Source organism: Streptacidiphilus sp. PAMC 29251, assembly GCF_054208735.2.
The window spans coordinates 4,548,792-4,563,355 of record NZ_CM135725.2 but is presented as its reverse complement, the minus strand read 5'-3'; the positions used below and the strand labels follow the sequence as shown (position 1 = coordinate 4,563,355).

6 protein-coding genes are annotated in these 14,564 nt (G+C 70.4%); 5 read left to right on the top strand and 1 reads right to left on the bottom strand.

Features of this window, described 5'->3' with window-relative positions:
- Positions 1-15: 15 nt before the first annotated feature.
- Positions 16-4,023 carry an FxSxx-COOH system tetratricopeptide repeat protein gene (gene fxsT / locus ACXKR8_RS21330; RefSeq protein WP_458274474.1) on the top strand — a complete coding sequence of 1,336 codons (4,008 nt, stop codon included), beginning with the start codon at positions 16-18 and terminating at the stop codon, positions 4,021-4,023.
- Positions 4,024-4,060: 37 nt separating this feature from the next.
- Here fxsT (ACXKR8_RS21330) and ACXKR8_RS21325 read toward each other — a convergent pair whose 3' ends face one another.
- Positions 4,061-4,930 (bottom strand): alpha/beta fold hydrolase, encoded by an 870-nt coding sequence (locus tag ACXKR8_RS21325; RefSeq protein WP_458274473.1) that lies wholly within the window; start codon positions 4,928-4,930, stop codon positions 4,061-4,063.
- Positions 4,931-5,919: 989 nt separating this feature from the next.
- Here ACXKR8_RS21325 and ACXKR8_RS21320 point away from each other — a divergent pair.
- From ACXKR8_RS21320 to fxsT (ACXKR8_RS21305), 4 genes are all read left to right on the top strand, one after another.
- A complete protein-coding gene (locus ACXKR8_RS21320) occupies positions 5,920-8,316 on the top strand; it encodes an FxsB family cyclophane-forming radical SAM/SPASM peptide maturase (RefSeq protein ID WP_458274472.1) in 2,397 nt (798 codons plus the stop codon).
- Positions 8,265-9,119 carry an AAC(3) family N-acetyltransferase gene (locus ACXKR8_RS21315; protein ID WP_458274471.1) on the top strand — a complete coding sequence of 285 codons (855 nt, stop codon included), beginning with the start codon at positions 8,265-8,267 and terminating at the stop codon, positions 9,117-9,119. The genes ACXKR8_RS21320 and ACXKR8_RS21315 overlap by 52 nt, the downstream gene beginning before the upstream one ends.
- Positions 9,120-9,201: 82 nt before the next feature.
- On the top strand, positions 9,202-10,590 hold the full coding sequence (locus ACXKR8_RS21310; RefSeq protein ID WP_462100624.1) for a TIR-like protein FxsC: 1,389 nt from the start codon (positions 9,202-9,204) through the stop codon (positions 10,588-10,590).
- 36 nt (positions 10,591-10,626) lie between these two features.
- Positions 10,627-14,562: an FxSxx-COOH system tetratricopeptide repeat protein gene (fxsT, locus tag ACXKR8_RS21305; protein ID WP_458274469.1), complete on the top strand. Its 3,936-nt coding sequence runs from the start codon at positions 10,627-10,629 to the stop codon at positions 14,560-14,562.
- Positions 14,563-14,564 lie beyond the last annotated feature (2 nt).

The following is a 14,564-nucleotide window of genomic DNA, read 5'->3' as shown; positions in this document are numbered from 1 at the left end:
GGTGAAAGGTCCGCGATGGATGGCACAGCGCAGGAGACGAGCGACCGCCGCGCCGGGAGGGTGGTGACGTTCTACTCCTACAAGGGCGGCACCGGGCGCACGATGACGCTGGCCAACACCGCCTGGATCCTCGCTGCGAACGGCAAGCGGGTGCTCGCGGTGGACTGGGACCTGGAGGCGCCGGGGCTGTCCCGGTTCTTCCACCCGTTCCTGGACCAGCGCGGGTTGGCGACCACCGGCGGCGTGGTCAACATGATCAACAACTACCTGGAACGGGCCATCGACTCGGGCCCGACGCCCGAGCACGCGCAGGAGAGCGGCTACGCGGCTGTGTCCAGCCACGCCACCAGCCTCGACTGGCCCTTCCCGGGCCGGGGCGGCATCGACTTCATCTCCGCGGGCAAGCAGAACGAGGACTACTCGACCATCCTCAACGGCCTCAACTGGGACCAGTTCTACCAGGACTACGAGGGCGGGACCTTCCTCGACGCCCTGCGCGAGGAGATGGGCCGCACCTACGACTACACCCTCATCGACAGCCGTACCGGCCTGAGCGACTCGTCCAAGATCTGCACCCAGCAGCTGCCGGACGACCTGGTGGTGTGCTTCACCCTCAGCGACCAGAGCATCGACGGGGCCGCCGGGGTCGCCCGGCTCATCGACAGCCGCTTCGGGGACCGGAACATCAGGATCCTTCCGGTGCCGATGCGGGTCGACGAGAACGAGAAGGACCGCGCCGACCGCGGTCGAGCGGTGGCCCGCCAGCGGTTCCGCGGCTTCCCCAAGGAACTCCACACCTTCAGTTCCACGATGCAGTACTGGGGCTCGGTCGAGATCCCCTACCGGGCCTTCTACGCCTACGAGGAGGTGCTGGCCACCTTCGGGGACGAGCCCGGCGTGCCCAGCACCGTGCTGGGCGCGTGCGAGCGGCTGGTCGGTGAGCTGACCAGGGGCGAGGTCAGCGGGCTTCCGGAGATGTCGGCGGATCTGCGCGAGAGCACGGTCGCCAGGTTCGTCCGCAAGGCCGTCAACGGGCAGGCCAATGCCGCGTTCCAGCTCTGGTACGCGGCCGAGGACCAGATGTGGGCCGACTGGGTCGCGTTCGTCCTGGGCCGGGCCGGCTACCCGGTGACCGCGTCCAGGATCGACGCCGAGCCGGAGGGACCGGTCGACCCGCAGGCCCAGGGGGAGGGGGAAGCCGACCAGGAGCTGGTCTCGATGCCCCTGCTGACCCGTCACTTCGAGCGCACCGCGCGGGCGGGAGAGGTCTGGGGCCCGCTGGCGGCCGGCCACCTGGCCGGGCCGCGGGCCCGCACGGTGGGGCTCCGTCTCGGCGCGGTGCAGCCGGGGGTCCCGGCCGGCCATACCGCCCCGTTGGACCTGTCCTCGCCCTCGCTCAACGCCGTGCTCGCCGCGGAGCAGCTGTTGCACCACGTCGGCGCGGACGACGCATCGGTGCGGCAGGTGCGGGCGGCCGTCGAGGCCGTCGACGCACCGCGCTACCCCGGGCAGCGGGCCGTGATCGTCAACCTGCAGAGCCGCAACGCCGACTTCACCGGCCGGGCCGGGGAACTGGACCGGCTGCGCGGCCGCCTCACCGCTCGCGGCGGCTCCGCCCGGGACGGCGCCCAGGCGCTGCACGGACTCGGCGGGGTGGGCAAGTCCCAGCTGGCCCTCGAGTACGCCTACCGGTACCTGCCGGACTACGACCTGGTCTGGTGGATTCCGTCCGAACTCCCGGGATCCGTCACCACCGGGCTGGCGGAGCTGGCGACGGTGCTGGAGCTCCGGGTCGGCAGCCTGAGCGACGCCGACGCCGCGACAGCGGTGCTGAACGCCCTGTCCGAGGGGCGGCCCTACCCGAAATGGCTGCTCATCTTCGACAACGCGGAGGATCCGGCCAGCCTGGGCGGCTTCCTGCCGGGGGGTCAGGGCCATGTGCTCATCACCTCGCGCAACCAGGTCTGGGACCAGTACGCGGCGGAGATGGAGGTGGACGTGTTCACCCCCGAGGAGAGCGTGGTCCACCTGCGCCGCCGGGTGGTCGACATGGATCCGGACCAGGCCCGCCGGCTGGCCGAGGCGCTGGGCGACCTGCCGCTGGCGGTGGAACAGGCCGCGGCCTACCTGTTGATCACCGGCATGTCCGTGGACACCTATCTGGATCTCCTGGACACCTATCCCTCCGACATGTTCGGTGACACCACGAGCATGGACTACCCGCTGCCCATCATGACCACGTTCGCCCTCTCGCTGAAGAAGCTGGAGACCGAGTGGCCGGCCGCCAAGCGGCTGCTGCAGATGTCCGTGTTCCTCGGCCCGGAGGCCTTCTCGCAGACACTGGTCTACAAGAGCCCGGAGATGGTCAGGGCCCTGTCCGCACACGACGTCGGTTCGCGGTCACCGGTGCAGCTCGGCACGGTCGTCCGTGCTGTCCGCCGCCTCTCCCTGGCCAAGGTGGACCGTCAGCAGGGCACCATCCAGGTCCACCGCCTGCTGCAGGTCCTGCTGCGGTTGCAGATGACCGAGGACGAGCAGGCGCGGGTCCGGGGCGAGGTGCAGGAGATCCTGGCCGGACAGCGGCCCCTGGGCGGCGAGGTGGAGGACCCGGAGAACAGGCCGGCCTTCGAGCAGATCCGCCCGCACCTGTCCGCCTGTTCGGCCGAGTCCTCCGACAACCCCGCGGTCCGGCAGTTGATGATCGATCTCGTCCGACTCCACTGGCGCAGCGGGGACTTCACGCTCGCGGGCGCCGAGGCCGACCGGATCGACGCGCTCTGGAGCAGCACCCTCGGGGAGGAGCACGAGCAGACGCTGGCGCTGCGCTGCCTGCGGGCCAACATCCTGCGCGACCGCGGGGAGTACCGGCAGTCGCTGGAGCTGGACCGTCGCACCTGGCAGAGCCAGTGCGAGCTGTTCGGGGAGGAGGAACCGGGAACGCTGGCGACCGCGCGCGGCATGGCCGCCGGCATGCGCGCCCTGGGGATGTACCGGGAGGCGCTCGACCGGGATCTGAAGACCTACGAGAGCCTGCTCCAGCTGTTCCTCGAGGAGGACGACAAGGTGCTCTCGCTGAGCCACAACATCGCCATCGACCACCGGTTGCTGGGCGACTCCAGGAGCGCCCAGCAGTTCGACGAGCGCACCGAGCGCCTCCGCAGGCAGACATTGGGACCGCTGCACGACCGGACGCTCAGCTCCCAGCTCTACCTGGCGCGTGACAAGCGGGACGGCGGGCAGCTCCGGGAGGCCGCCGGGGACCTGGAGCGGCTGCTGGGCACCTGCCGCGCGACCAAGGGCGACAGCCACCCGGAGACCCTGCGGACCGCCAAGAGCCTCGCCGTCTCGCACCGCGTTCTCGGGGCCTACGAGCAGGCCGCCGAGCTGACCAGGGACACCTACGCCCGCTATGTCGAGCGCTACGGCGAGGACCACCCCGACACCTGGACCTGCGGACTGAACCTCGCCGCCGACGACTGGTGCGCGGGGAGGCACGAGCAGGCGCTGCGGCGCGCCGAGGAGGTCTGGGGGCACCTCATCCGGGAACTCGGCGCGCGGCACCCCGACGCCCTCGCCAGTGGCGACAACGTGTCGGTCTACCTGCGTGCGCCCGGAGCCTCGCCGCAGCGGTTGCGGAGGTCGGCGGCGCTGGGTGAGGAGATCACCCTGAACCTGGGCTTCCACCTCGGCGAGGAGCACCCCTTCACCCTCTGCGCGGAGGTGAACTGGGCCAACGCACGGGCGGAGCTGGGCGACCTGGCGGCGGCGGAGCGGAGCGAGCGGTCCTGCCTGGCCCGGATGGTCAGGACCCTGGGCGAGGTCCACCCCGATACCCTGGCCTGCCGGTCCAACCTGGCGGTGACCCTGCGGGCGCTCGGCCAGACCGACGAGGCCCAACTGCTGCACGACGCCGCGCTGCGGCATCTCGACGGCAACCGCAACTTCGGGAGCTCGCACCCGGAGACGGTGCGGGTCGGGCGGTGGGAGCGGATCAGCCATGTGCTGGAGCTGCACTCCTGGTGACGCCAAGGCCGGCGCCAACGCCGCCGACCCCGCGGGCTCAGGGCTGCTTGAGCCAGGGGAGCAGGCCGGGAAGGGCCGAGACCGCGTCGAAGTGGGCCTTTCCCGGCTCCAGCCGCAGAGTGGAGCCGGGCATGCGCTCCCTTAGCCAGACGGAGTGCCGCACAGGTGAGAAGACGTCCTCCTGGCCGTGCCAGAGCAGCACCGGAACGGTGATGTCCTCGACCCGGAAGCCCCAGTCGTGGGTGAAGGCCATGGCGTCGTCGATCCACCCGTCGCCCGACTCCCTGAAGGCCTCCTGGTAGTTGTCCCTCAGCAGACTGCGGATGCCGGCGTCGGAGATCACCTGCAGGTCGGAGTCCACCACCTCGTCGAGCAACTGGGTGATCAGCGCGGCGGGGTTCGCGCCGATGGTGGTGGAGCGCGCGGTCAGGCCGGGGGCGAGATGGGAGATGCCCCGCTCGGCCCGCCGGTACACATCGATGTTGCCCTGGCTCATCCCCTCGAACCACGCCGGGCCCATCCCTCCGTGCGCCGCCTCCTTGGGGGCGAGGCTCACCAGGGCGGCCGCCCTGGTCACCAGGTCGGGCAGCAGGGCGGCGCAGGCCAGCGCGTGCGGACCGCCGCCGGAGCGGCCGACCACGGCGAACTCCTCGATGCCCAGTTCCTCGGCGATGACCCTGACGTCGGCGGCCGCGTCCGCGACCGTGCGGCCCTCGTGCCGTTCGGAACCGCCGTACCCCGGGCGGTCGTAGGCGATCAGGCGGACACCGAGCTGGTAGAGCACGCTGGGGCGCGGAGCCACTCCGAGGCGGCTGCCCGGGGTGCCGTGCAGCAGGAACACCGGCGTTCCGGTGCGTTTGCCCCACTCGCTCACGGTCAGCAGGCGTCCGGCTCTGTTCTTGAACATGTGGTTCACAGGGGGGCTCCCGGGCGCCGGACCGCGGGTGCCTAAGGCGACGTCGTCCTCACCCGTGCCCCCCGCCGCTGCCAGGTCCTCCGACAGGGCACTCATGATGGCGGAACCGGTGAACTCTGACCCAGCAGACACGAAATCGCCCCTCCGCGGTTCACGCAATCGGGTTACCGGAGGCACGCCAGTACGACATCAGAGCCCTGAGGTGCCGCTCCGCAAGCCCCTCCGGCCGCGTGCTTGTCCGGCCGTGCGTACGACGTGTGCGTGATGATACGTGAGATGCCTTGCGCTGCCATGGAACTGACGTATATCCGTTCCCGCCGCGGTGGCTGGGCACCCTGTCAGTATGGGTACCGGAGGCGGCTCGGGGAACGCTGGTCTCAGCCCTTCCCGGCCGGGCCCACGGGTGGGGCAGGTGAGGCGGGTGGTGATGCTGAATTGTTATCGATCTGCAGTTTGAAGATCACTCGACCGGATGAAATTCAGGCCGGGGCAAAAGGCCAGGTCCGGAGGGTTTCGAGGAAGCGGAGCCCAGGCGTCCCTTGGAGTGGGACTCGTGCGTCGCTATAGCGCGAGATGGCCCAATCCACATACTCCGACCTGGGGGAAGGGTAACGTTCCTCTTTGAGCTATGTGGTTGAACGCGCGCGCGAGAAAACGCCCCGGGGGTCTCCTGGAGCTGGTTGATCATGAAGTCGCCCGGAGTCGAGCTTTCGTCGCGTCAGGTCAACCACCGAGTCATTCAATCCCTTCCCCTGATTGGGCTCCGGTCAATGAAAACTCCTGTGGCAGTCAAGCCCACGGAGGCCCTTGCGGCTTCCGTCAAGCCGACCCGTACCCCTCTCGCCCGCATGGTGAAGGGCGGTGGTGCCGCACCGAGTTTCAGGCTCCAGCGCATCCTTCCCGGCGCAGGCGAGGATCGCGTCGAGGTCGCCGCGTTCAGTTCGTCCATCTGATTGCCGAGGGCTCCCCGCCGCTACGTCATGGACACTACCTTGGTGCCTTTCCGTCAGTTCGTTCTCAAGATGCACAGTCGTTGCGACCTTGCTTGCGACCATTGCTACATCTACGAACACGCCGACAGCAGCTGGAGAGGCCGTCCGAAAGCGAGTTCCGACGAGGTGCTCGCGCGCACCGCGGAACGCATCGCTGAGCACGCGAGGGCTCACGGACTCAAGGCCGTACACGTGGTGTTGCACGGTGGGGAGCCCCTGCTCGCCGGTCTGCCGCGGCTTCGCCGCGCGGCCGAAGAACTGAGCCGCGCCCTGGCCGGTGTGTGCGCACTCGACCTGCGCATCCACACCAACGGCGTGCTGCTCGACGAACGCTTCTGCGACCTCTTCGCCGAATACGGCATCAAGGTCGGCATTTCGCTGGACGGCGACAAGGCGGCCAACGACCTGCACCGGCGCTATGCGGACGGTCGCAGCAGCCACGCCAAGGTGCTCAAGGCGATCGCTCTGCTGAACCGGCCCCACTACCGCCACCTCTACGCTGGTCTGCTCTGCACCATCGACGTCCGCAACGACCCGATCGCTGTGTACGACGCCCTGATGGCCCTCGATCCGCCCCATGTCGATTTCCTCTTACCCCACGCGACATGGGACGAACCTCCGCTTCGGCCCGACGGTGCCCGGACCCCGTACGCCGACTGGCTGGCAGCCGTCTTCGAACGCTGGGACGCGCAGGGCCGCCAGGTGCCGGTGCGCATCTTCGACTCCGTGCTGCGCACCCTGCGCGGGCTGAACAGCCTGACCGAGTCGCTCGGCCTGGATCCGGCCGACCTGGTGGTGATCGACACCGACGGCACCATCGAGCAGGCCGACTCCCTCAAGACCGCCTTCGACGGCGCCGCCGCCACCGGTTTCGACATCTTCACCCACGATCTGGACACCGCCGCCCGGCACCCGGGCATGATCGACCGTCAGCACGGCCTGGAGGGCCTCTGCGCCCAGTGCCGCAGCTGCCCCGTGGTGGAGTCCTGCGGGGGCGGCCTCTACGCCCACCGCTACCACGCCGGCACCGGTTTTGACAACCCGTCAGTCTTCTGTCCGGATCTGCTGGAACTCGTCACCCACATCAAGGAGCGCACCGTGCCGGCGCAGAGCGAGGCCGTCCCCGATCCGGCGCCGCTGACGGATGATCAACTGCAGGAGCTGGCAGCCGGATACGGCAGTACCGGGACGGTGCGTGCGCTCGCCGAGAGCCAGTTGGACCTGAGCCGTGAACTGCTGTCCGCGGTGTTCGACCGAGCGGGGCGGGGAAGCGAGGTCCGGGCGGCCTGGGGGCTGATCACCGAGCTGGACGTTGAGGCGCCCGAGGCGCTGGATCCGGTGCTGGCGCACCCGTACACCCGGGCCTGGGCCCTCCGCTGCCTGCAGCCCGAGGGCGGCGGCCCGGCGGCGGACGCCGGGGGAATCGCCGAGATCGCCGCCGCCGCCGCAGTGCTGGCCGGCCAGGACCGGGGCGTGGTCGTCCCGGTGCGGGGCGGACTGCTCCGGCTGCCCACGCTGGGCGCGGTGCTGCTGGACGGCGCGTCCGAGGCGCTGGTCACCGCGGAGCCCGGCGGCTTCACCGTGCGTTCCAGCTCCGGCGAGGTGCTGCGGATCCGCCAGGACGACGAGGCCGACCCGCGCTGGCAGCCGGTGCGGCACTGCGAACTGCCGGGCTGGCGGGTGGCGCTGGAGGACACGGATCCGCAGCGGGACGCCCATCTGCACCCCGTCGCCGGACGCCTGTCGTCCGCCGAGGCGGCGGCCTGGCGTTCCGGGCTCGCCGAGGCCTGGCACCTGCTCGGACGCACCCTGCCCGGGTACACCGAGGGCGTGGCCGCCGGGCTCTCCACCATCACCCCGCTCGCGGCGGCACCGGCCGGACGGTCCGTCAGCGCGGCGGCGCGGCAGGCCTTCGGAGCGGTGGGCATCGCCCATCCGCAGGCCTCGGACCTGCTGGCGCTGCTGGTCATCCATGAGTTCCAGCACGTGAAGCTGGGAGCTGTGCTCGATCTGTACGACCTCTTCGACCCGGCCGACACCAAGCCGAGGTTCTTCCCGCCCTGGCGCCCCGACCCGCGCCCCCTGGAAGGCCTGCTCCAGGGCACTTACGCCCATGTGGCGGTCGCCGAGTACTGGCGTTCGCGGCGGCTCGACCTGATGGAGCGGGGCGCGCCGGCGGAACAGGTGGAACAGGCCGCGGAGCAGTTCGACACCTGGCGCTGGCACACCGCCAAGGCGGTGGAGGATGTGGCCGGTTCCGGTTCCCTCACCGAACTGGGACAGCGCTTCGCCGCCGGAATGCGGGCCACCGTGGCACCCTGGCTGGACGAACCGTGTGCGACCCGTCCGGCCGGGCCGGGTCCGGCGCCGGTGGCGAGGGGCTGACGGTGTGGACCGAGCACGATCTGGTCGAGGACCTGGTCCGGTCCCGGGTACGGCGCGGCGGCGTACTGCTGGTGCAGTCCTCGCTGCGCAGCGTCGGCCCGGTCGACGGCGGGGCCGGGACCGTGGTGCGGGCACTCCGGCGGGTGCTGGGGCCGGAGGGCACCCTGGTCGCCTACACCGCGACTCCGGAGAACTCGCTGTCCTCGCCGCTGTACCTGGCGGCGACGGCCGGTCTTGATCCCGAGGAGGCCAGGGGGTTCCGGGCCCGGATGCCGGCCTTCGATCCTGCTCGGACGCCGTGCTCGCCGACCGTCGGGCGGTTGGCGGAGGAGGTCAGGACCACGCCGGGCGCGCTCCGGAGCGCGCATCCGCAGACCTCCTTCGCGGCGATCGGTCCGGAGGCCCGGTGGATCGTCGAGCAGCACCGGCTGGAGTCCCACCTGGGGGAGGACTCCCCGCTCGCCAGGCTCTACAAACTCGACGCCTCGGTGCTCCTGGTGGGCATCCAGGACTGGCTGTTCACGCCCTACCACCTGGCCGACTGCCGGGTGCAGGACCCGCCCCGGCGGCGCTATTCATGTGTGCTGCCCGGCGTGGGCGGCGAACCCCGCTGGGTTGACTTCGAGGGCGTGGACCTGGACGACCTCCACTTTCCGGAGCTGGGTGCGGCGGTCAGGGAGCGGGTGGCTTTCGGGGAGGGCCGACTGGGCGACGCCCGGTCCTACCTGGTGCCGCTCGTTCCCGCGGTCGACGCCGCGACCGAGTGGCTGGCGCGGCGGCGACGGGATTCGGCGGCCCGCTGAGGTACGGCTTTTCGAGGGCGGCCTTCCTGACGAGCACTCATCACACATACTCTGTCGTATGATTGACGATTCGGGGGAGCCTGTGTTCGCATGCCTTCTGCTGGACGACGCCGTCTCGGGGTGGCGCTTGAGTGCTCGCGAAGGATGGGGTGAGGACGCACCCCGGCCCTACTTCTTTCTGAGTTACGCCCACACTCCGGCCAACAGCCATGTGGACAGCGACCCGAGTCACTGGGTGCACCAGCTCTACAAGGACCTCTGCGCGGCCGTGCTGGAGCTGACGGACCTGCCGGCGGACGAGCCGCCGGGATTCATGGACCGCGGTATGCACCTGGGCGAGGGCTGGGCGGAACGGATAGCCGAGGCGCTGGCGCACTGCCGGGTGTTCGTGCCCCTGTACTCGCCGCGCTACTTCCGCAGTGTCGCCTGCGGCCAGGAATGGGACGCCTTCGCCTCCCGCCCGGTGTACCGGATACCCCGCAACAGCGGCCATGCCAGCGGGATCGTGCCGGCGCTGTGGGTGACCCTCCCGCAGAGTTCGCTGCCCCCGGTCGCCAGCAGGCTGCAGTTCAACCACAGCGACTTCGGCCAGGACTACGTCAGGGAGGGCCTGTACGCCCTGCTCAAGCTGAACTACTTCCGGGACGCCTACGACCTGGCGGTGCACCGGCTGGCCCAGCGCATCGTGCAGGTGGCGGAGCAGACGATGATCCCGGTCGGCCGTCGCGAGGAGTTCCTGACCAGGCCCTGCGCGTTCGAGGATCCGGCGCCGTCGCGCCAGTTACGGATAGCCGTGCTGGCCTGCGACTCCGACAAGCTGCCACCGGGCCGCTCGGCGGACGCCTACGGCCAGAGCCCGCTGGACTGGCAGCCCTACCGGCCCGACTCCACCCGTCCGCTGGTGCAGCACGCCGACCGGGTGGCCCGGCAGCTCGGCTTCCACCCGAGCATCCATGACTTCGAGGACGAGGTCGACGCGGTGCTGCACGCGGAGGACCCCACCGCTCCCGGGCTGTTGCTGCTGGACCGCTGGGCCCTGCTCGACCCGGCCCGCCGGGAGCTGGTCAAGGCCTTCGACCAGCGCAATCCCGCCTGGATCAGCCTGATGGAGCCGTGGAGCGCCGACGATCCGGAATGCCAGCAGGCGAACGGCGAGCTGCAGAGCGCGGCCGAGGAGGCCCTGCGGCACCGGCGCCGGGACTCCCGGCCGAGCCTGCGCGGCGGCTTCGACGGACTGCCGACCCTGGACTCCTTCGAGGCGGAACTGCCCCGCGCCGCTCAGCGGGCCATCTACGGGTTCAACGACCGCGGCAAACCGTCCGCGCACCGGGTCGCGTCGCCGACCGTGGCTCCCGGCTCCGGTCGGCCGAGCCTGCGGGCCGTGCCCGGCCACTCACCACCGACCAGCGCCGAACCGGCAGGCACCGAGTATGACCCGGGCGCGGAGCAGCCCGGCAGCACGGAATCCTGACAGCAGCCAAGCGGACCCGGCGGAGGAAGCGTACCCATGACCGAGTACCAGGTGGAGGACAGGAACGGCCGCATCATCACCTTCTACTCCTACAAGGGCGGTACCGGGCGCACGATGGCGCTGGCGAACACCGCCTGGATCCTGGCCGCGAACGGCAACCGGGTGCTCACGGTGGACTGGGACCTGGAGGCGCCCGGGCTGGCGCACTTCTTCCGGCCCTTCCTGGACCAGGAGGCCCTGGCGGGCACCACCGGCGTGATCGATCTGATCATGGACTACCGGGACGAGGCGCTCCGCGGCCTGGTCCGCGAGGAGGGCTGGCACCAGGAGTTCGCCAGGGTCCGGCGGCACGCCCTCTCCGTCAACTGGCCGCTGTTCCAGGAGGGGGGGAGTCTGGACTTCCTCTCGGCCGGGCTGATCAGGAGCGACTACGCGGCCACCGTGGCCGGCATCAACTGGGACGACTTCTACCAGGATCTTGAGGGCAGCCAGTTCTTCACCGCGATGCGTGAGGACATGCGCCGCCACTACGACTACATCCTGATCGACAGCCGCACCGGCCTCTCGGACATAGCGGATATCTGCACCGTGGAGATGCCGGACGACCTGGTGGTCTGCTTCACCCTCAGTGACCAGAGCATCGAGGGCGCCTCCTCCATCGCCCGGACCATCACCGAGCGCTTCCGCGGCCGGGGCATCCGGATCCTGCCGGTGCCGATGCGGGTGGACGACTTCGAGAAGGTGAAGGCGGACGCGGGCCGGGCGCTGGCCCGACAGCGCTTCGCCGGGCTGCCCGAGGAGATGAACGAGGCCCGGCTCGCCAAGTACTGGGGCGCGGTGGAGATCCCCTACCGGCCCTTCTACGCCTACGAGGAGATCCTGGCCAGTTTCGGTGACCAGCCGGGATCGCCGACCTCGATGCTGTCCGCCTGCGAGCGGCTGACCTCCGAGCTCACCCGCGGCACGGTGACCAGCCTGCCGGTGATGCCCGAGGACGTGCGGCTGCGCTACGCCGACTCCTTCACCCGCCGCCGGCCGGCGATCCAGGAGGACATCTTCCTCTCGTACGCGCCGGAGGACCGGATGTGGGCCGACTGGATCGCGGCCCTGCTGTCCGGGGCCGGTCTGCGGGTGCTGCCCAACGAGGTCGGCGCCGAGCCCAGGGCGGAGACGGAGCACGGCATGGACGCGGCGGCCCGCACCCTGGTGGTGCTGTCCCCTTCGTACATGCGTTCCCCGCAGGCCACGGCGGTGTGGGGGTCGGTGACCGACTCCGACCCGGCCGGGGTCCGCCGCGAGCTGATTCCGGTCCGGGTCGGCGAGGTGCGGCTGTCGACACCCTTCAACAACCGCAACGCCGTCGACCTGGTCCGGATGGACGAGGACCAGGCGGCCAACGCGCTGCTGCGCGCCCTGCGCCGGGACGGCCAGGACCTCACCCAACTGCTCACCGCGGAGGGGCCGCGGTTCCCGGGCACCCGCCCCAACATCTGGAACGTCCGGCTCCGCAACCCGGCCTTCACCGGCCGGTCGGTGATCCTGGAGAACCTGCGGGACCAACTGCGCGGCGGCAGCCCGGCCGTGGTGCTGCCCACCCCCACCACGCTCTACGGACTGGGCGGTGTGGGCAAGACCCAGGTCGCGCTGGAGTACGCCCACCGCTTCATGGCCGACTACGACCTGGTGTGGTGGGTCGAGGCGGAGCAGTCGGACCAGGTGATGCTGTCACTGGCCGAACTCGCCGGCAAGCTGCAACTGCGGGTCGGCGACAGTGTGGCCGAGGCCGCGGAGGCGGCCAGGGAGGCGCTGCGTCAGGGCACGACCACCGACCGCTGGCTGCTGATCTTCGACAACGCGGACAAGCCGTCCGAGATCGCCAGGTTCCTTCCCGGCGGACCCGGGCATGTGCTGATCACCTCCCGCAACCCGGCCTGGACGGCTCAGGCCAAACCGTTGCCGGTCGACGTCTTCACCCGGAACGAGAGCGTCGAGCACCTGCGCCGCCGCAGCACCAGCCTGAGTCGGGCCGACGCGGACCAGGTCGCCGAGGCCGTCGGCGACCTGCCGCTTGCCGTGGAGATCGCCGCTGCCTGGCTGGAGACCACCGGAACCCCGGTCAGCTCCTACATCGCCGAGTTGCAGCGCGAGGCCGTCAAGGCGCTGACCACCACCCAGTTGGAGATCCCGGAATACCCGCAGCGGTTCAGCGCCACCTGGAACGTCTCGATCGCCCGGCTCCGCGAGGAGTCGCCGGCCGCCAACAGGCTGCTGCAACTGTGCGCCTACCTCTCGGCCGACCCGGTGGCGCTCAGCCTGATCTACAACGAGCAGATGGGGAAATCCCTCGTCTCCTTCGACCCCGACCTGCAGGAAGACGTGATGCTCGGCAAGGTGGTCCGGGCGGTCACCCGCTACGGGTTGGCGAAGGTCGACACCAACAGCCAGACCTTCCAGGTCCACCGCATGGTGCAGGCGGTGATCCGGTCCGAACTGGACAGCGCGCAGGTGGAGACGACCAAGCACGAGGTGCACCAGATTCTGGCCTCGGCCCGCCCGAAGAACCGCGAGGTCGACGACTGGCGGAGCTGGCCGGACTTCGAGCTGATCTGGCCGCACCTCACCCCCTCGGAGGCGCACCTCTGCGACGAGCCCGAGGGTCGCCAGCTGCTCGTCGACCGGGTGCGCTACCTGTGGGTGCGCGGTGAGCTGGAAGCGGCCGAAGAACTCGGTCATCGGCTCAACGTGGCCTGGACCGAGAAGATGGGCCCCGACGACCGGCAGACCCTGGTGCTGCGCTTCCAACTCGCCAACGTGGTGCGCTTCCAGGGGAGGTTCGAGGAGGCGCTGGAGCTCGACCAGAACACCTGGGACCGGCAGCGCACCCTGCTCGGCCGGGACCATTTGCACTCCCTGATGACGGCCGGAAACGTGGGCGCGGACCTGCGGGCCCTGGGCCGGTTCTCGGAAGCCCTGGATCTCGACCACGAGACCTACGCCAAGCTCAGGGAGATATACGGCGAGGACTACCCCCGTACGCTCAAGCTCGCCAACAACCTGGCCCTCGACTACCGCTTCAACGGAGACTACGAGGCCGCGCGCGGACTTGACGAGGAGACCTTCAACAAGCGGATCTCGGTGCTGGGACGCCAGCACCAGGACGCCCTGGCGAGCATGGCCTCGCTGGCCGAGGACCTGCGGGCGCTCGGTGACTACCAGGGTTCGGTGGAACTGCTGGAGCAGTTCCAGGAGGCCTACACCGCCGTACCGGTCACCGACCTGCCCACGCTGCGCTACGCCAAGAGCTTCGCGGTGGCCCTGCGCCGGATCGGACGGCAGGCCGAGGCCAGGCAGCTCACCAAGGACACCTACGACCGCTACCTGGACCGCTACGGCGCCTCCGCCCCGGACACCCTGGCCTGCGCGCTCAACCTGGCCGCCGACTACTCGGCGGTCGGGGACAAGGAGGCTGCCAGGGACTTCGCCGAGTCGGTGCACCAGGGCTACCGGGAGTCGCTGGGGGCGGAGCACCCGTTCACCCTGGCCTGCGCCAACAACGTCGGGATCTACCTCCGCGACAGCGGCCAGATCGCCGAGGCGACGGCACTCGGCGAGTCCACCCTGGACTCGATGCGCCGGGTCCTCGGCCCCGAGCACCCGTTCACCATGTCGGTCATGGTCAACCTGGCCAACTGCTACGGCGACAGCGGGCACTACGCCAGGTCCGAGGAACTGGGCAGCCAGGCGCTCGCCGGGCTGACCGAGCGGTACGGGCCGCTGCACCCCGACGTCGTGGTCTGCGAGGGCAACCTCGCGGTCACCCTGCGGGACTCGGGCCGCAAGGAGGAGGCGGTGGCGCTGCGCAACCGGGTGGTCGCCGAACTGATCCGGCAGCTCGGCGAGGAGCACCCGGCCACCCGCAACGTCAGGGGCTGGAAGCGCAACGGCCGCGACCTGGAGCTGCAGCCGGTGTGACC